General features: G+C 38.6%; 13 protein-coding genes and 5 tRNA genes. 1 reads left to right on the forward strand and 17 read right to left on the reverse strand.

Annotation, left to right across the window (positions count from 1 at the left end):
• Positions 1-314 precede the first annotated feature (314 nt).
• On the forward strand, positions 315-1,904 hold the full coding sequence (locus LDL79_RS03130; RefSeq protein WP_167597835.1) for a peptide chain release factor 3: 1,590 nt from the start codon (positions 315-317) through the stop codon (positions 1,902-1,904).
• A gap of 208 nt (positions 1,905-2,112) precedes the next feature.
• Here the strand turns inward: LDL79_RS03130 and LDL79_RS03135 are convergent, their stop codons facing one another.
• The 17 genes from LDL79_RS03135 to LDL79_RS03215 form a co-directional block, all read right to left on the reverse strand.
• Positions 2,113-2,427: a DUF3467 domain-containing protein gene (locus tag LDL79_RS03135; RefSeq protein ID WP_072983811.1), complete on the reverse strand. Its 315-nt coding sequence runs from the start codon at positions 2,425-2,427 to the stop codon at positions 2,113-2,115.
• Positions 2,428-2,487: 60 nt separating this feature from the next.
• The gene (rpoC, locus tag LDL79_RS03140; RefSeq protein ID WP_072983809.1) at positions 2,488-6,789 is read right to left on the reverse strand and encodes a DNA-directed RNA polymerase subunit beta'; all 4,302 of its coding nucleotides are present in this window, start codon (positions 6,787-6,789) and stop codon (positions 2,488-2,490) included.
• A gap of 90 nt (positions 6,790-6,879) precedes the next feature.
• The gene (rpoB, locus tag LDL79_RS03145; protein WP_072983807.1) at positions 6,880-10,692 is read right to left on the reverse strand and encodes a DNA-directed RNA polymerase subunit beta; all 3,813 of its coding nucleotides are present in this window, start codon (positions 10,690-10,692) and stop codon (positions 6,880-6,882) included.
• Between the two features lie 188 nt (positions 10,693-10,880).
• Positions 10,881-11,255, reverse strand: a complete 375-nt coding sequence (gene rplL, locus LDL79_RS03150) for a 50S ribosomal protein L7/L12 (protein ID WP_072983806.1) — start codon at positions 11,253-11,255, stop codon at positions 10,881-10,883.
• A gap of 57 nt (positions 11,256-11,312) precedes the next feature.
• Positions 11,313-11,834 (reverse strand): 50S ribosomal protein L10, encoded by a 522-nt coding sequence (gene rplJ, locus LDL79_RS03155; protein WP_072983805.1) that lies wholly within the window; start codon positions 11,832-11,834, stop codon positions 11,313-11,315.
• A 10-nt stretch (positions 11,835-11,844) separates the two neighbouring features.
• On the reverse strand, positions 11,845-12,543 hold the full coding sequence (gene rplA, locus LDL79_RS03160) for a 50S ribosomal protein L1 (RefSeq protein WP_072983803.1): 699 nt from the start codon (positions 12,541-12,543) through the stop codon (positions 11,845-11,847).
• A gap of 21 nt (positions 12,544-12,564) precedes the next feature.
• Positions 12,565-13,002 (reverse strand): 50S ribosomal protein L11, encoded by a 438-nt coding sequence (gene rplK, locus LDL79_RS03165; RefSeq protein ID WP_009781168.1) that lies wholly within the window; start codon positions 13,000-13,002, stop codon positions 12,565-12,567.
• 69 nt (positions 13,003-13,071) lie between these two features.
• Positions 13,072-13,626 (reverse strand): transcription termination/antitermination protein NusG, encoded by a 555-nt coding sequence (gene nusG, locus LDL79_RS03170; RefSeq protein WP_009781169.1) that lies wholly within the window; start codon positions 13,624-13,626, stop codon positions 13,072-13,074.
• Positions 13,627-13,636: 10 nt separating this feature from the next.
• Positions 13,637-13,834 carry a preprotein translocase subunit SecE gene (secE, locus tag LDL79_RS03175; RefSeq protein WP_072983801.1) on the reverse strand — a complete coding sequence of 66 codons (198 nt, stop codon included), beginning with the start codon at positions 13,832-13,834 and terminating at the stop codon, positions 13,637-13,639.
• 96 nt (positions 13,835-13,930) lie between these two features.
• Positions 13,931-14,003 (reverse strand) — tRNA-Trp (locus LDL79_RS03180).
• A gap of 98 nt (positions 14,004-14,101) precedes the next feature.
• The gene (tuf, locus tag LDL79_RS03185; RefSeq protein WP_072983799.1) at positions 14,102-15,289 is read right to left on the reverse strand and encodes an elongation factor Tu; all 1,188 of its coding nucleotides are present in this window, start codon (positions 15,287-15,289) and stop codon (positions 14,102-14,104) included.
• 136 nt (positions 15,290-15,425) lie between these two features.
• A tRNA-Thr gene (locus LDL79_RS03190) sits at positions 15,426-15,497 on the reverse strand.
• A 167-nt stretch (positions 15,498-15,664) separates the two neighbouring features.
• A tRNA-Gly gene (locus LDL79_RS03195) sits at positions 15,665-15,737 on the reverse strand.
• Between the two features lie 49 nt (positions 15,738-15,786).
• Positions 15,787-15,869: transfer RNA gene (locus LDL79_RS03200), tRNA-Tyr, on the reverse strand.
• A 72-nt stretch (positions 15,870-15,941) separates the two neighbouring features.
• Positions 15,942-16,015 (reverse strand) — tRNA-Thr (locus tag LDL79_RS03205).
• A 98-nt stretch (positions 16,016-16,113) separates the two neighbouring features.
• Positions 16,114-16,416: a ribosome hibernation-promoting factor, HPF/YfiA family gene (gene hpf / locus LDL79_RS03210; RefSeq protein ID WP_072983797.1), complete on the reverse strand. Its 303-nt coding sequence runs from the start codon at positions 16,414-16,416 to the stop codon at positions 16,114-16,116.
• A 37-nt stretch (positions 16,417-16,453) separates the two neighbouring features.
• Positions 16,454-17,350, reverse strand: coding sequence for a tyrosine-type recombinase/integrase (locus tag LDL79_RS03215; protein WP_225599130.1), 897 nt, complete (start codon positions 17,348-17,350; stop codon positions 16,454-16,456).
• Between the last annotated feature and the right edge of the window lie 71 nt (positions 17,351-17,421).

The following is a 17,421-nucleotide window of genomic DNA, read 5'->3' on the forward strand; positions in this document are numbered from 1 at the left end:
TAATACACTCTGACTCAATAAATATATATTGAAGCGAATTTAAGAACGTATTTAAGTTGGGATAACAAAGATATTAATCGTTTTACCTGCTTAGAGCTTAACACATCTATTTTAGATATAAACACAATATCATCGATAAAAAACCGCTACAAACACCGCCTAACCCTAAATTATACAAGTTTAATCCTACAAATCACAACTAAAATCATAAGCTCACAGTCTTCAAAACCATCATACAACAATACTTAGATCAACAAGAATAAATCTTTAATTAAGTAGGCAAAGCTTATATTTGCCGACTTAAATTTGGAGTTATGAGTATTAAAAAAGAGATTGCCCGTAGACGTACGTTTGGTATCATTTCTCACCCTGACGCCGGTAAAACCACACTTACTGAAAAATTATTACTTTTTGGTGGAGCGATTCAAGAAGCTGGCGCAGTAAAATCGAACAAAATAAAAAAAGGAGCTACCAGCGACTTTATGGAAATTGAACGTCAGCGTGGGATTTCGGTAGCGACTTCTGTGCTGGCTTTTGAATATAACGGTACTAAAATAAATATTCTTGATACTCCCGGTCACAAGGATTTTGCCGAAGATACTTTCAGAACCTTAACCGCTGTTGATAGTGTGATCGTAGTTATCGATGTTGCAAAAGGGGTTGAGGAACAAACTGAAAAATTAGTTCAGGTTTGTAGAATGCGTAAAATACCAATGATTGTCTTCGTAAATAAACTTGATCGTGAAGGAAAAGATGCATTTGAACTTTTAGATGAAATTGAGCAAAAATTAGATCTTAACGTAACTCCTCTAAGCTTTCCTATTGGTATGGGATATGACTTTAAAGGAATTTACAATATTTGGGAAAAGAACGTCAATCTATTTAGTGGTGACAGCCGAAAAAACATTGAAGAAACCATTGAGATTGAAGATATAAGTTCAACAGAACTCGATAAACTGATTGGCAGCGAGTCTGCCGAAACATTACGTGAAGAATTAGAATTAGTAACCGGTGTTTATCCTGATTTTGATCAACAAGATTATTCAAAAGCCGAACAACAACCTGTATTTTTTGGTTCTGCTTTAAATAATTTTGGCGTACGCGAACTACTTGATTGCTTTATTTCTATAGCACCACCTCCTCGACCAAAAGAAAGTGAAGAGCGTATTGTAAAACCTGAAGAAAAGGACTTCACAGGTTTTGTGTTTAAAATCCACGCCAATATGGATCCTAAACACCGCGACAGATTAGCCTTTGTGAAAATCGTATCTGGAGTATTTGAGCGAAACACGCCCTATTTACACGTGCGAAATGGCAAAAAATTAAAGTTTTCAAGTCCCAATGCATTTTTCGCAGAGCGGAAAGAAATCGTTGATATTTCCTATCCCGGTGATATTGTTGGACTTCACGACACCGGAAACTTTAAAATTGGAGACACCTTAACGCAAGGGGAAGAGATTCATTACAAAGGAATTCCTGCGTTCTCTCCAGAACATTTTAGGTATATCAATAACGCAGACCCTATGAAATCTAAGCAGTTAGAAAAGGGAATCGACCAATTAATGGACGAAGGCGTTGCCCAGCTCTTTACACTAGAACTTAACGGTAGAAAGGTAATTGGTACGGTGGGCGCACTTCAATACGAAGTTATTCAATATCGATTGGAGCACGAATATGGGGCTAAATGCACCTACGAACCCTTAAGCGTACACAAGGCCTGCTGGGTAGAACCTAAGGATCCAAAAAGTGAGGAGTTCAAAGAATTCTTACGAGTAAAGCAACGCTTTATGGCTAAAGATAAAAGAGGACAATTAGTATTTTTAGCTGATTCCCCATTTACACTACAAATGACTCAACAAAAATATCCAAATGTGAAGTTGCATTTCGTGTCTGAGTTCAAATAAGGACTTTTAAACCCTTTTGAATTCAACGATGCAATAGTTGATAATTAAACTGCAAAGACAGTTTAAACGGGCTCGTATGCGTTCTAAAATCATTACACTATAAAGCGAGCTTATATATATTCAACATCCAGAAAGATTGACTCTATAAAATAGAAAAACCTGAGAATAATCTCAGGTTTTTCTATTTTGATCATTAATCAACTTTTAATTAAGCCTGCCCTGTCGGACCAAAATTCAATGGTATGGGTTGCTTTTCATAATCTTTGATTTCACCGTGAGCCTTTTCAAAACGCTTTACATTTTCCTGTAACGCCTTGGCAAGTCTCTTAGCGTGTTGTGGAGTTAGAATAATGCGTGACTTCACTTTACTCTTAGGAGTTCCCGGCATGATGTTGATAAAATCAACCACAAATTCTGAAACCGAATGATTAATTATAGCCAAATTAGAATATTGACCTTGCGCAACATTCTCATCAAGCTCAATATTTAATTGCCCATTTTTATTTTTTTCATCTTCAGTCATCTTTCCCTATTAGGTATAAAAAAACAGCTTCATTTCTGAAGCTGTTTTTGATATAAATTATTAATTAAAATTTACCTCTTCTCGAGCAGCATTGAGTTCTTCAAGCTCTTGCTTACTTCCTACGATAATCTTATCGTATCTACGTAAACCTGTACCTGCAGGAATTCTATGACCTACAATTACATTTTCCTTAAGCCCCTCTAAAGTATCAACCTTACCACTTACCGCAGCTTCGTTAAGTACTTTAGTTGTTTCCTGGAAGGAAGCAGCCGAGATGAATGATTTAGTCTGAAGCGAAGCTCTTGTAATACCCTGTAATACCGGAGTTGCCGTAGCAGCTACAACATCACGAGCAGTAGCAAGATTTTTATCTTCTCTTCTCAAGATTGAATTCTCATCGCGTAATTCACGAGGTGAAATGATTTGTCCTGCTTTAAGCGTTTCAGAATCACCTGCATCTTCAATAACTTTCATTCCGAAGATTGCATCATTCTCAGTGATGAAATCATCTTTATGAACCAATTGATTCTCTAAGAAAATAGTGTCACCAGGATCTTGAATTCTAACTTTACGCATCATTTGACGTACAACTACTTCAAAATGCTTGTCGTTAATTTTCACACCCTGTAAACGATAAACTTCTTGTACTTCATTTACTAAGTACTGCTGAACCGCTGAAGGTCCTTTAATCGCTAAGATATCCTCTGGAGTTACAGAACCATCAGATAGTGGCATTCCAGCTCTCACAAAGTCATTTTCCTGAACAAGAATCTGGTTAGATAACTTCACTAAGTATTTCTTAACCTCACCAAGTTTAGATTCAACGATAATCTCACGGTTACCACGCTTGATTTTACCGAAAGAAACAACACCATCAATCTCACTTACCACAGCAGGATTTGAAGGATTACGTGCTTCAAATAATTCGGTTACACGTGGAAGACCCCCTGTAATATCCCCTGCTTTTGCAGACTTACGAGGAATCTTAACAAGAATCTTACCTATTTTTATTTTCTCATCATCATCTACCATCAAGTGTGCACCTACAGGTAAGTTATAAGAACGAATTACTTCGTCTTTTTTACCCATAATATGTAAGGTAGGAATCATTCGTTTGTTACGAGATTCTGAAATTACTTTCTCTTGGAAACCGGTTTGTTCATCAGTCTCTACTTGGTAAGTAACCCCTTGCTCTATATTCTCATACTTGATCTTACCGGCGAATTCTGAAATAATCACACCGTTAAATGGATCCCAAGTACAGATCGTATCTCCTTTTGCTACTTTGTCTCCATCCTTCATAAAGAGTTGAGAACCATAAGGAATGTTATTAGTACTTAATAAGATTCCGGTTTTAGCATCAACAATTTTTGCTTCAGAAGTACGAGAGATAACGATTTGTGAAGTTGAACCATCAGGAGCTTCCCCTTCAACAGTCTTAAGATCTTCAATCTCAAGGCGACCATCAAATTTAGAAACCACTTTGTTTTCCTCAGAAATGTTACCCGCAATACCCCCAACGTGGAAGGTACGTAGTGTAAGCTGAGTACCCGGCTCACCAATTGACTGAGCAGCAACAACACCAACAGCCTCACCCATCTGAACCATTTTATTGGTTGCTAGGTTACGACCGTAACATTTAGCACAAATACCTTTACTAGCTTCACAAGTTAACGGAGAACGTACTTCAACACTTTCGATTGGAGCTTTAGAAATCTCAGCACCTAATTCTTCAGTAATTTCTGCACCAGCCTCAACAATAACTTCACTGTTTAGCGGGTTAACCACATCGTTTAACGCAATACGACCAATGATACGAGCCTCAAGTGTTTCAACGATTTCCTCATTCTTCTTAAGCGCAGAAACTTCAACACCTCTTAATGTACCACAATCTTCACTGTTTACAATTACATCTTGAGATACATCAACCAGACGACGTGTTAAGTAACCCGCATCTGCCGTTTTAAGTGCCGTATCCGCAAGACCCTTACGAGCACCGTGCGTTGAGATAAAGTATTCAAGAATTGATAACCCTTCTTTAAAGTTAGAAAGAATCGGGTTTTCAATAATTGCACCACCACCATCGTTAGATTTTTTAGGCTTAGCCATCAAACCACGCATACCGGTCAACTGACGAATCTGCTCCTTAGAACCACGAGCTCCAGAGTCTAGCATCATAAACACCGAGTTAAACCCTTGCTGATCCTCACGGATACGCTTCATAGACAATTCAGTCAACGATGCGTTAGTTGATGTCCAAACATCAATTACCTGGTTGTAACGTTCAGAGTTTGTAATAAGACCCATGTTGTAGCTAGACATAATTCCGTCTACCTGAGTATTCGCCTCTTCGATCATTTCGTATTTCTCAGCAGGAATAATAATATCCCCAAGTGAGAACGACAATCCACCTCTAAATGCGAAAGTATATCCTAGTGTCTTGATACTGTCAAGGAACTCAGCAGTACGCGGAACACTGGTTAATTTTAGAATACGTGCGATAACATCTCTAAGTGACTTTTTAGTCAATACTTCGTTGATGTACCCACACTCTTCCGGTACGCTTTCATTAAATAATACACGCCCCACTGTAGTATCGATGATTTGGTAAACTAACTCACCGTTCTCATTGAAATCTTTAGTACGTATTTTAATGTTAGCGTTAATATTTACACGCTTTTGGTTGTGCGCAATAACAACTTCTTCTGCACTGTAAAAAGTAATTCCTTCTCCTAAAATAGGATGCTCAGGAGTACTCTTACGTGCTTTAGTCATATAATATAGACCCAATACCATATCCTGAGAAGGTACTGTAATAGGAGCACCGTTAGCAGGGTTAAGAATATTGTTTGAAGCAAGCATTAACATTTGCGCTTCTAAGATCGCTTCAGGACCTAATGGTAAGTGAACCGCCATCTGGTCACCATCAAAGTCGGCGTTAAATGCCGTACACACTAATGGGTGAAGCTGAATCGCCTTACCTTCAATAAGTTTAGGCTGAAATGCCTGAATACCTAAACGGTGAAGCGTAGGAGCACGGTTTAGCAATACCGGGTGTCCTTTAAGAACATTCTCTAAGATATCCCAAACTACTGGCTCTTTCTTATCTATAATCTTTTTAGCAGACTTTACAGTTTTTACAATTCCTCTTTCAATCAATTTTCTGATCACGAAAGGCTTGTAAAGTTCTGCTGCCATATCTTTAGGCAGACCACACTCATAAAGTTTTAATTCTGGTCCAACAACAATTACCGAACGCGCAGAATAATCTACACGCTTACCAAGTAAGTTTTGACGGAAACGACCTTGCTTACCTTTTAAGGAATCAGAAAGTGATTTTAAAGGACGGTTTGAGTCGGTTTTTACCGCTGAAGATTTACGAGTATTATCAAATAGTGAATCTACCGCTTCTTGAAGCATACGCTTCTCATTACGCAAAATTACCTCTGGAGCTTTGATTTCCATCAAACGCTTCAAACGGTTGTTACGAATGATCACACGACGGTAAAGGTCATTTAAATCTGAAGTCGCAAAACGACCACCATCAAGTGGCACAAGTGGACGTAATTCTGGTGGAATTACAGGAACCACTTTCATAATCATCCACTCAGGTAGATTCTCGCGATTCTTATTAGCATCACGCAGAGATTCTACAACCTGAAGACGCTTTAATGCTTCGGTTTTACGTTGTTTTGAAGTCTCGTTGTTTGCTTTATGACGCAAATCATAAGACAATTCATTAAGATCAATACGTCTTAATAAATCAACTAGACATTCTGCACCCATTTTAGCGATAAACTTATTTGGATCGCTATCTTCTAAGTACATATTTTCTTGAGGAATAGACTCAAGAACGTTTAGGTATTCTTCTTCCGTAAGGAAGTCCATCTTCTTAAGCTCCTCTCCTTCTTCATTCTTAGCTATACCAGGCTGAATAACTACGTAGCGCTCGTAATAGATAATCATATCTAATTTCTTAGACGGAAGACCTAAAAGATACCCTATTTTATTTGGCAAACTTCTAAAGTACCAGATGTGTGCAACAGGCACTACAAGATTGATGTGCCCAACACGATCTCTACGTACTTTTTTCTCAGTAACTTCTACACCACAACGGTCACAAACAATGCCTTTATAGCGTATACGCTTATATTTTCCACAAGCACACTCATAATCCTTTACAGGACCAAAGATGCGCTCACAGAACAAACCATCACGCTCAGGCTTGTGCGTACGGTAGTTTATAGTTTCTGGTTTTAACACCTCTCCGCGCGATTCAGCCAAAATCGCTTCAGGAGATGCAAGACCAATAGAGATTTGATCAAATCTCTTTACTGCATTCTTATCATTATCTCTTGCCATAATACCTTATGTCGAAAATTATTCTTTTTTAACTGCTTGATACTTTTTTAAAATAAGGTTACGCTTCCGCGGAAGCGTAACCCTCAGTATCTATTCTTCTAGACGAATGTCTAGTCCAAGTCCTTTAAGTTCGTGCATTAATACGTTGAACGATTCTGGTAAACCAGGCTCTGGCATTGGCTCTCCTTTTACGATACTCTCGTAAGTTTTAGCTCTACCAATAACATCATCAGACTTCACGGTTAAGATCTCACGCAGGGTAGCAGAAGCTCCATAAGCCTCAAGTGCCCAAACCTCCATCTCACCAAAACGCTGACCACCAAACTGTGCTTTACCACCTAGCGGCTGTTGCGTAATTAAGGAGTAAGGCCCTATAGAACGTGCGTGCATCTTATCATCAACCATATGCCCTAGTTTGAGCATATAGATCACACCAACTGTTGCAGGCTGATCAAAACGATCACCTGTACCTCCATCATAAAGATACGTATGCCCAAATCTTGGGATTCCTGCTTCATCAGTAAGTTCATTGATCTGATCTAAAGTCGCACCGTCAAAAATTGGAGTTGCATACTTACGACCTAATTTTTGACCTGCCCAACCAAGAACAGTTTCATAAATCTGACCAATGTTCATACGAGAAGGTACACCAAGTGGGTTAAGTACGATATCTACAGGGGTGCCATCTTCTAAGAAAGGCATATCTTCTTGACGTACAATACGTGCAACAATACCTTTGTTACCGTGACGACCTGCCATCTTATCCCCTACTTTAAGTTTACGTTTTTTAGCAACGTATACTTTAGCAAGTTTGATAATACCCGCAGGAAGCTCATCCCCGACAGAAATGGTAAACTTCTCACGACGTAAATTACCTTGAAGATCATTTTCTTTGATTCGGTAATTATGTAATAAATCTGCGATCAATACATTAGTCGCGTCATCAGTCGTCCAAGTACCTTGATTTAAGTGTGTATAATCTTCAACCGCATTAAGCATCTTAAGCGTGAACTTCTTTCCTTTAGGAAGAACTTCTTCACCTAAGTCATTCTTAACACCTTGAGCAGTTTTTCCGTTAACTAACTGGAAAAGTTTGTCAACTAAAATCGCTTTAAGATCATCAAATTTCTGATCGTATTCTGCTTCTAATGCAGCGATATCTTCTTTGTCTTTAGCACGCTTGCGCTTATCTTTTATAGCACGAGCAAATAACTTCTTGTCAATTACAACTCCTCTTAAAGATGGAGAAGCTTTTAACGAAGCATCTTTAACATCCCCGGCTTTATCACCAAAGATTGCACGAAGCAGCTTTTCTTCTGGAGTTGGATCTGATTCTCCTTTTGGAGTAATCTTACCAATTAATATATCTCCAGGTTTAACTTCAGCACCAATTCTGATCATTCCGTTTTCATCAAGGTCTTTAGTAGCCTCTTCTGAAACGTTTGGAATATCATTGGTCAATTCCTCATTACCTAGTTTAGTATCTCTAACATCTAAAGAATACTCATCTACGTGAATAGATGTAAAGATGTCATCGCGTACAACTTTCTCAGAAATTACGATCGCATCCTCAAAGTTATACCCTTTCCAAGGCATGAAGGCTACTTTCATGTTTCTACCGAGTGCAAGTTCACCTGCTTCGGTAGCGTATCCTTGACACAATACCTGACCTTTTTTAACACGATCACCTCTTCTTACGATAGGCTTCAAGTTAATCGAAGTACTTTGGTTTGTCTTACGGAATTTAATTAACTGATAGGTTTTACTATCACCATCAAAACTTACCATACGCTCATCATCAGTACGGTCGTATTTGATAGTAATTTCATTAGCATCCACATATTCTACTTCACCATCACCTTCAGCATTAATCAATACACGTGAATCAGAAGCTACCTGACGCTCAAGACCTGTACCTACAATAGGTGAATCTGCGCGTAAAAGTGGTACTGCCTGACGCATCATGTTTGATCCCATCAATGCACGGTTCGCATCATCATGCTCCAAGAATGGAATTAAAGAAGCCGAAATAGAAGCGATCTGGTTTGGAGAAACATCGGCATAATGAACTGTATTTGGCTCAACAACCGGGAAGTCACCTTCCATACGTGCAATTACGCGTTCTTCTTCAATCTTACCAGAATCATCCATTGGGTTATTTGCTTGCGCAATTAACATCCCCTCTTCTTCCTCTGCACTTAAATATTTTGGCTTAGTCTCTAAGTCAATTTTTCCATCGGTAACCGTACGATATGGAGTTTCAATGAAGCCCATATTGTTAACCTTAGCATACACTGCCAAAGACGAAATCAAACCAATGTTTGGACCTTCAGGAGTTTCAATAGGGCAAAGACGACCGTAATGTGTATAGTGTACGTCACGAACCTCAAAACCTGCACGCTCACGAGAAAGACCACCGGGCCCTAATGCCGAAAGACGACGCTTGTGCGTGATCTCTGCAAGAGGATTCGTCTGATCCATAAACTGAGAAAGCTGGTTAGTACCAAAGAAAGAGTTGATCACAGACGAAAGAGTTTTCGCATTTATCAAGTCAATTGGAGTAAATACCTCATTATCACGAACGTTCATACGCTCACGAATAGTACGCGCCATACGTGCTAAACCAACACCAAACTGAGTAGATAATTGCTCCCCTACTGTACGTACACGACGGTTAGAAAGGTGATCAATATCATCAATCTCAGCTTTAGAGTTGATAAGCTCAATTAAATATTTTACGATAGTAATGATATCTTGTTTGGTAAGCACTTGCTTATCCATACCAATATCAAGACCTAATTTTTTGTTCATTCGGTAACGACCAACTTCACCTAAGTTGTAACGCTGATCACTAAAGAACAATTTATCGATAATACCACGTGCTGTTTCCTCATCTGGCGGCTCAGCATTACGTAATTGACGATAAATATGCTCTACTGCCTCTTTTTCTGAGTTAGTAGGATCCTTCTGAAGTGTATTGTGAATGATTGCATAGTCAGCCAATTGATTATCTTCTTTATGAAGAAGAATTGTTTTAGCTCCTGCATCTAAAATTTCATCCACGTGTTCTTTCTCAAGAACAGTATCACGGTCTAATACGATCTCGTTACGCTCAATAGATACAACTTCACCTGTATCTTCATCTACGAAATCTTCGTGCCATGTGTTCAATACACGTGCAGCGAGTTTACGACCTAAATATTTCTTTAATCCGGTTTTAGAAACTTTAACCTCTTCAGCAAGGTCAAAAATCTCAAGAATATCTTTATCACGTTCAAAACCAATTGCACGGAAAAGAGTAGTTACCGGTAATTTTTTCTTACGATCGATATATGCATACATCACACTGTTGATATCTGTCGCAAATTCAATCCATGATCCTTTAAAAGGGATTACACGTGCCGAATAAAGCTTAGTACCATTTGCGTGAAAAGACTGCCCGAAGAAAACACCTGGCGAACGGTGAAGCTGAGATACAACAACACGCTCTGCACCATTGATACAAAAAGTACCACTAGGTGTCATGTAAGGAATAGTACCAAGATAAACATCTTGTACTATGGTTTCAAAATCTTCATGTTCTTCATCAGTACAGTATAATTTTAAACGAGCTTTAAGTGGCACACTATACGTAAGGCCTCGCTCGATACACTCCTGAATTGAGTATCTGGGTGGATCTACAAAGTAGTCCAAGAATTCTAGTACAAAATTATTACGGGTATCCGTAATTGGGAAGTTCTCTAGAAAAGTATTGTAAAGTCCTTCATTTCCTCTTTCTTCAGACTTAGTCTCTAATTGAAAGAAATCTTGAAAGGATTTAATCTGAATATCTAAAAAGTCAGGGTATTCAGGTCTGTTCTTTACCGATGAGAAATTCAGTCTTTCAGCTTGTTTTGCTTGCATCTTCAACGAACGGAATTTAATTAAAATAGATTGAGAATCTGTTTATTCAGATTCTGAGACCTCTTAACATAAGAAATCTAAGGCAATAATAGTCGTAAATATTAGGAAAACCTTATATACGACAAATGGTTTAGGCCCATTTCGATAAATCGAAAAGACCTAAACCTTTGTATTTATAGTAGCTAAGCTTACTTAAGCTCAACTTCAGCTCCAGCTTCTTCTAATTGAGATTTGATAGCTTCTGCTTCGTCTTTTGCAATACCTTCTTTGATTGGGCTTGGTGCGTTGTCAACAAGCTCTTTTGCATCTTTAAGACCAGCTCCAGTTAATTCTTTTACAAGTTTTACAACTGCAAGTTTAGAACCACCAGCGGCTTTAAGGATTACATCAAATTCAGTTTGCTCTTCACCAGCGTCATCACCACCAGCAGCAGGACCAGCAACAGCAACTGCAGCAGCTGCAGGCTCGATACCATACTCATCTTTTAAAATAGTAGCTAACTCATTTACTTCTTTTACTGTTAAGTTAACTAGTTGTTCTGCGAAATCTTTTAAATCTGCCATTTTTCTATCGTTTTAAAAAAAATTGTCTTTATATAAATTATTAAGTGCGTACGTTAATTAACCTTCTCTTTCCTGAAGGGTTTTAACAAGGCCAGCAATTGTAGAACCTCCTGATTTAAGAGCGCTGATAACGTTCTTAGCAGGCGACTGAAGAAGACCAACGATCTCTCCAATAAGCTCTTCTCTTGACTTGATATCTACAAGGGCGTCTAACTGATCGTCACCGATGTAAATTGCCTCTTCAATAAATGCTCCTTTAAGTAAAGGTTTTTCAGATTTCTTACGAAATTCTTTAATTACCTTAGCTGGCGCATTTCCTGTTTCAGAAAGCATAATTGAAGTGTTCCCTTTTAATACCTCAGGTAATTCTCCAAAATCCTTTTCTGAACTCTCCATTGCCTTTGCAAGCAATGTATTTTTAACCACGGCTAGCTTTACGTTTGCCTTAAAACAAGCTCTACGTAACTTAGACGTAGTGTCCGCATTAAGACCTGAAATATCTGCTAAATAAATATTAGCACTATCAGCCAACTGCGCAGTCAAATCTTCTATTACTTGTGATTTTTCTTCTCTTGTCATAATTTAACTTTTACTGCTCAGCAAAACGTTTTGAATCTACTTCAACACTAGGACTCATAGTACTAGACATGAAGATGCTTTTAATATAAACACCTTTAGCTGCAGTAGGCTTCAATTTTACTAATGTGGTTATCAATTCTCTTGCGTTAGCTGCAATTTTTTCAGCATCAAAAGACGCCTTACCAATCGCTGCGTGCACAATACCTGTCTTATCAACTTTAAAGTCAATCTTACCAGCTTTAACATCAGATACTGCTTTAGCGATATCCATAGTTACCGTACCGGTTTTAGGGTTTGGCATAAGACCACGAGGCCCTAATACACGTCCTAAAGGACCTAATTTACCCATAACACTTGGCATTGTTACGATAACGTCAACATCTGTCCAACCGCCTTTGATTTTCTCTAAATATTCATCAAGACCAACAAAGTCAGCTCCCGCTTCTTTAGCTTCAGCTTCTTTATCTGGAGTTACCAGAGCAAGAACCTTAACATCTTTACCAGTTCCGTGAGGAAGTGTTACTACTCCACGAACCATTTGATTCGCTTTACGCGGATCTACATTAAGACGTACAGCTAAGTCAACAGAAGGATCAAAGTTTACTTTGCTTACTTCTTTTATTAAAGCTGAAGCTTCTGCTAAGGTATAGGTAGAACCAGAATCTACTTTAGCACGTGCTTCTTTTTGCTTCTTTGTTACTTTTGCCATTTTAAATTGCTTTTTTGGATGTTAAAAAGGAGCTTGCCCTTTTACAGTTATTCCCATAGACCTTGCAGTACCTGCGACCATTCTCATTGCGCTCTCAACAGTAAACGCATTTAGATCTGGCATTTTGTCTTCAGAGATAGCTCTAATTTGATCCCAAGTTACACTAGCAACTTTTTTACGGTTAGGCTCACCAGAACCTCCTTTGATCTTAGCTGCTTCCATCAATTGGATGGCAGCAGGTGGCGTTTTAACCACAAAGTCAAAAGACTTATCACCATAAACAGTAATAACTACAGGAAGTACTTTACCAGCTTTATCTTGAGTTCTAGCATTAAACTGCTTACAGAACTCCATGATATTAACACCGGCAGCACCTAAAGCTGGTCCAACTGGGGGAGAAGGGTTTGCAGCCCCTCCCTTAACTTGCAACTTAACAACCTTACTTACTTCTTTTGCCATTTTTAAAAATTTAGATTGATATGCTCTTTAGTGGAAGCAGAAGAACGATATCTTATATATGTGTAACACTTATACTTTCTCAACTTGCATATAGCTCAATTCTAATGGCGTCTTTCTTCCGAAGATCTTTACCATTACTTCAAGCTTACGTTTCTCTTCGTTGATCTTTTCAACAGTTCCATTAAAACCATTAAAAGGACCATCAATCACTTTTACAGTCTCCCCAAGAACAAAAGGTATTGCAACGTTATCTGTTTTAACAGCCAACTCATCAACTTTACCTAACATTCTGTTCACCTCAGAAGTTCTAAGCGGCACAGGATCTCCACCCTTAGTCTCGCCCAAAAACCCAATCACACCATTGATTGATTTAATCATGTGCGTCACTTCGCCCCCTAGATTCGCGTGAATCATTATATAACCAGGAAAGTAAACACGCTCTTTATTTATTTTTTTACCGTTGCGTATCTGCACCACTTTTTCAGTAGGCACAAGTACTTGCTCGATATAATCTTCAAGATTAAAGCGAGAGATTTCTTGCTCGATATACCCCTTGACTTTATTCTCCTGACCACTTACGGCCCTTACCACGTACCAATCTTTGGTATTGTTTGCTATAGCCATTGTGATTGTTTTAAGCTCCTACCAGATTAAAATAAGCCTTAATTGCTCTACTAAACACTGTATCTACCCCCCAGATCGCTAATGAGAATACAATTGTAAAAACAACAACTACAACAGTGAGACGTTGTGCTTCTGAAAGCGGAGTCCAGGTAACGTGATTTTTCAATTCGTTATAAGACTCTTGAAGGTAATTAATTAATCCAGCCATATCGTTTAACTCTTTAAAAAGACACTCTGTCTTCTAGCGACTACCTAAAAGCAGCCTAACTAATACTAATCAAATTAAAATTTGATTTTCGTTTTGCACGGGTTGAGAGGCTCGAACTCCCGACACCTGGTTTTGGAGACCAGTGCTCTACCAACTGAGCTAAACCCGTAAAACCAGAGTTCCCACAAAAGCAACCCTAAATTTTATTATAAAAATCAAGGCATTCGTTTACACGAACGCCTTAATTTATAAATCTATAATTCGTGATTATTCAAGAATTTCAGTTACCTGACCAGCACCTACAGTTCTACCACCTTCACGGATAGCGAAACGTAGACCTACGTTCATTGCGATTGAGTTGATCAATTCAACAGTGATTGTAAGGTTATCTCCAGGCATAACCATCTCTACTCCATCAGGAAGAGAAATATTACCAGTAACATCAGTTGTACGTACGTAGAACTGTGGACGGTAATTATTGTGGAATGGAGTGTGACGTCCACCTTCTTCTTTCTTAAGGATATAAACCTCAGCTTTGAATTTAGTGTGTGGAGTTACAGAACCAGGCTTAGTAATTACCATACCACGAGAGATTTGAGTTTTCTCAATACCACGCAATAAGATACCTACGTTATCACCAGCTTCACCTCTATCTAATATCTTACGGAACATCTCAACCCCAGTAATAGTAGAAGTAAGTTTTTCCGCACCCATACCAATGATCTCTACAGGATCTCCAGTGTTAGCAACACCAGTTTCGATACGTCCAGTTGCAACAGTACCACGACCAGTAATAGAGAATACATCTTCGATAGGCATCAAGAAAGGCTTATCAACATCACGAGCAGGAAGTTCAATCCAGTTATCAACAGCTTCCATAAGCTCCATAACTTTATCAACCCACTTTTGCTCACCATTTAAAGCACCTAAAGCAGAACCTTGAACAACAGGACCATTATCACCGTCGTACTCGTAGAAGCTCAATAGATCTCTAACTTCCATCTCAACAAGCTCCAAAAGCTCTTCATCATCAACCATATCAACTTTGTTCATGAAAACAACGATACGAGGAATACCTACCTGACGACCAAGAAGGATGTGCTCACGAGTTTGTGGCATAGGACCATCAGTTGCAGCAACAACAAGAATAGCACCATCCATTTGAGCAGCACCAGTTACCATGTTCTTTACGTAATCCGCGTGACCTGGACAGTCAACGTGTGCGTAGTGACGGTTAGCTGTAGCGTACTCTACGTGAGAAGTGTTAATAGTAATACCTCTTTCTTTTTCTTCAGGAGCGTTGTCAATAGAGTCAAAACTTCTTAATTCAGAAAGACCTGCGTTAGCAAGTACAGTAGTAATAGCAGCAGTCAAGGTAGTTTTACCGTGGTCAACGTGCCCTATAGTACCAATATTTAAGTGAGGTTTGGAACGATCAAATGTTGCCTTTGCCATGATTTAAATAATTTTAATCTTAGTTATTATTAGTGTTCAATTTTTAAACTTACCTGATACGCAGCTATATGGTTTTCTAAAACGCACAAAAACCGAGCACCAAGGGTACTAGTTTAAGTAGCAGCGACTGCTGTTGAGCCAACGACGGGATTTGAACCCGTGGCCTCTTCCTTACCAAGGAAACGCTCTACCCCTGAGCTACGTCGGCTTATATTTACCCTATCAAAACGACCGAAGTCTGAATTGCCCGGGCTGACCTATTCAGCTAAAGGGCTTTAAAAGTCATCTAATGACTAAAACCAAAGCCTATCAGGTTTGGTTTAAACAAAACCGAAAAACTTCGGTTAAAATAAATATCTATTTAAGATAATTAAGAGCGGGAGACCGGGTTCGAACCGGCGACATTCAGCTTGGAAGGCTGACGCTCTACCAACTGAGCTACTCCCGCATTGTGGGCGCCAAAATTAAAACAAATTTTAATTCTAGCAAAATAAAAGTGGGGAGAGCAGGATTCGAACCTGCGAAGTCTAATGACAACAGAGTTACAGTCTGTCCTCGTTGGCCGCTTGAGTATCTCCCCGATTGGTATTTTCAATATTTCAAAAAACGCTTCGACTGCGCTCCGCGCAAGCTCTAAATGAGCTTTAAAAAGAGCCGATGGAGGGACTCGAACCCACGACCTGCTGATTACAAATCAGCTGCTCTAGCCAGCTGAGCTACATCGGCTTTTTATCGCCTCGTGAGGCATAAAAAAGTCCGCTATTTCTAACGGACTGCAAATGTAGAATAAATTTACTATTCACAAAACTTTTTTCAATTTTTTTTCACGCTGAAGCACGAATTTTTTGTTTTCGTCGCATCAACAAGCGCTCTAAAGAATGTGCACAATTGTCAGCGCCCTCCTCAAAGGACTTCGCTTGTTTTTTCACTATCAACTCGTTACCCGGAACACTAAGCAAAATTTCGACAATTTTATTCTGTCGATCACTGGTATTTTCTAATTTTAAAAAAACATCAGCATAAATTATGTGATCATAAAATTTTTCCAACTTATCCATCTTTTTTTGGATGAAGTTGATGAGTTTTTGATCTGCTACAAAATGGGGTGTTTGCACATTTACTTTCATAGATCCACGTGTTAAAAGGTTACTATTAATTGAAAATCTACTGTTTTTTTAAATTACGAGGGTGTGCATTTTTATAGACTCTTCCCAACTCTGCAATACTTGTATGTGTGTAAACTTGAGTAGAAGCTAAACTAGCGTGACCTAATAATTCTTTTACAGCATTTAAATCGGCCCCATTATTTAGCAAATGAGTCGCAAAAGTATGCCGAAGCATATGCGGACTCGTTTTAGTTTTTTGGGACACCTTACTAAAATAATCATTTATGATTCTGTAAACAAACGTTTCATATAATTTGTCACCCTTATTAGTCAGCAATAAAAACGGATTATTTTTATCAACCCCATAATTTTCTCGAGCTTCCAGATATTTTTTCAAGCCTTCTTCAACCCAAAAAATTAATGGAATAATTCGCTCTTTGTTACGTTTTCCAAGTACTTTTATGTTGTGCGCACTAAAATCTACATCTGATATTTTAAGATTAATCAATTCACTTCTTCGCATTCCGGTTGCATAAAACAAAGAAACAATCGCTAGATCTCTTAAATCTGAAAATTCTTCACTCGCCTGTAGTGCTTTAAGAACCGTATCAACTTCTGCTTCAGAAAAAGGTACTTGGATTTCCTTTTTCATTTTAAGGGACTTGTGTTGGGCTAATGGAGAATGCGTGATATTGCCGGTTTTAAGCAAGAATTTATAAAAGGCTTTTAAAGAGGAAATCTTTCTATTTATGCTTCGGTGTGATACTCCGGCTTCGGTAAGTTGTGCAATCCACGATCTTACAAAGGTATAGTTGATCATTTTTGGATCTTCAACCTCATAAAGCTCTTTCACGAAACGAAAAAAAGCCTCCAGATCTTTTTGATAAGCCAGAACGGTGTGCGCACTATACTTTCGCTCTAATTCGAGATAATCTATAAATGCATTTAAGTACATAGAGCAAATTTTAAAGTAAGATAAGTAATGTACAAGAATTATCTCTTGTTTAAGGCGCTCTTCTATTCAAA

Origin of the sequence: Leeuwenhoekiella palythoae, assembly GCF_020310025.1 — a bacterium.
In the GTDB taxonomy this organism is placed as follows: Bacteria; Bacteroidota; Bacteroidia; order Flavobacteriales; family Flavobacteriaceae; genus Leeuwenhoekiella; species Leeuwenhoekiella palythoae.

Coding starts and splice junctions, on each gene's coding strand:
- rplA (WP_072983803.1), bottom strand. CDS start 12,543: ATGGCAAAAGTAACAAAGAAGCAAAAAGAAGCACGTGCTAAAGTAGAT.
- rpoB (WP_072983807.1), bottom strand. CDS start 10,692: ATGCAAGCAAAACAAGCTGAAAGACTGAATTTCTCATCGGTAAAGAAC.
- nusG (WP_009781169.1), bottom strand. CDS start 13,626: ATGGCTATAGCAAACAATACCAAAGATTGGTACGTGGTAAGGGCCGTA.
- LDL79_RS03135 (WP_072983811.1), bottom strand. CDS start 2,427: ATGACTGAAGATGAAAAAAATAAAAATGGGCAATTAAATATTGAGCTT.
- LDL79_RS03215 (WP_225599130.1), bottom strand. CDS start 17,350: ATGTACTTAAATGCATTTATAGATTATCTCGAATTAGAGCGAAAGTAT.
- rplL (WP_072983806.1), bottom strand. CDS start 11,255: ATGGCAGATTTAAAAGATTTCGCAGAACAACTAGTTAACTTAACAGTA.
- hpf (WP_072983797.1), bottom strand. CDS start 16,416: ATGAAAGTAAATGTGCAAACACCCCATTTTGTAGCAGATCAAAAACTC.
- LDL79_RS03130 (WP_167597835.1), top strand. CDS start 315: ATGAGTATTAAAAAAGAGATTGCCCGTAGACGTACGTTTGGTATCATT.
- rplJ (WP_072983805.1), bottom strand. CDS start 11,834: ATGACAAGAGAAGAAAAATCACAAGTAATAGAAGATTTGACTGCGCAG.
- secE (WP_072983801.1), bottom strand. CDS start 13,834: ATGGCTGGATTAATTAATTACCTTCAAGAGTCTTATAACGAATTGAAA.
- tuf (WP_072983799.1), bottom strand. CDS start 15,289: ATGGCAAAGGCAACATTTGATCGTTCCAAACCTCACTTAAATATTGGT.
- rplK (WP_009781168.1), bottom strand. CDS start 13,002: ATGGCAAAAGAAGTAAGTAAGGTTGTTAAGTTGCAAGTTAAGGGAGGG.
- rpoC (WP_072983809.1), bottom strand. CDS start 6,789: ATGGCAAGAGATAATGATAAGAATGCAGTAAAGAGATTTGATCAAATC.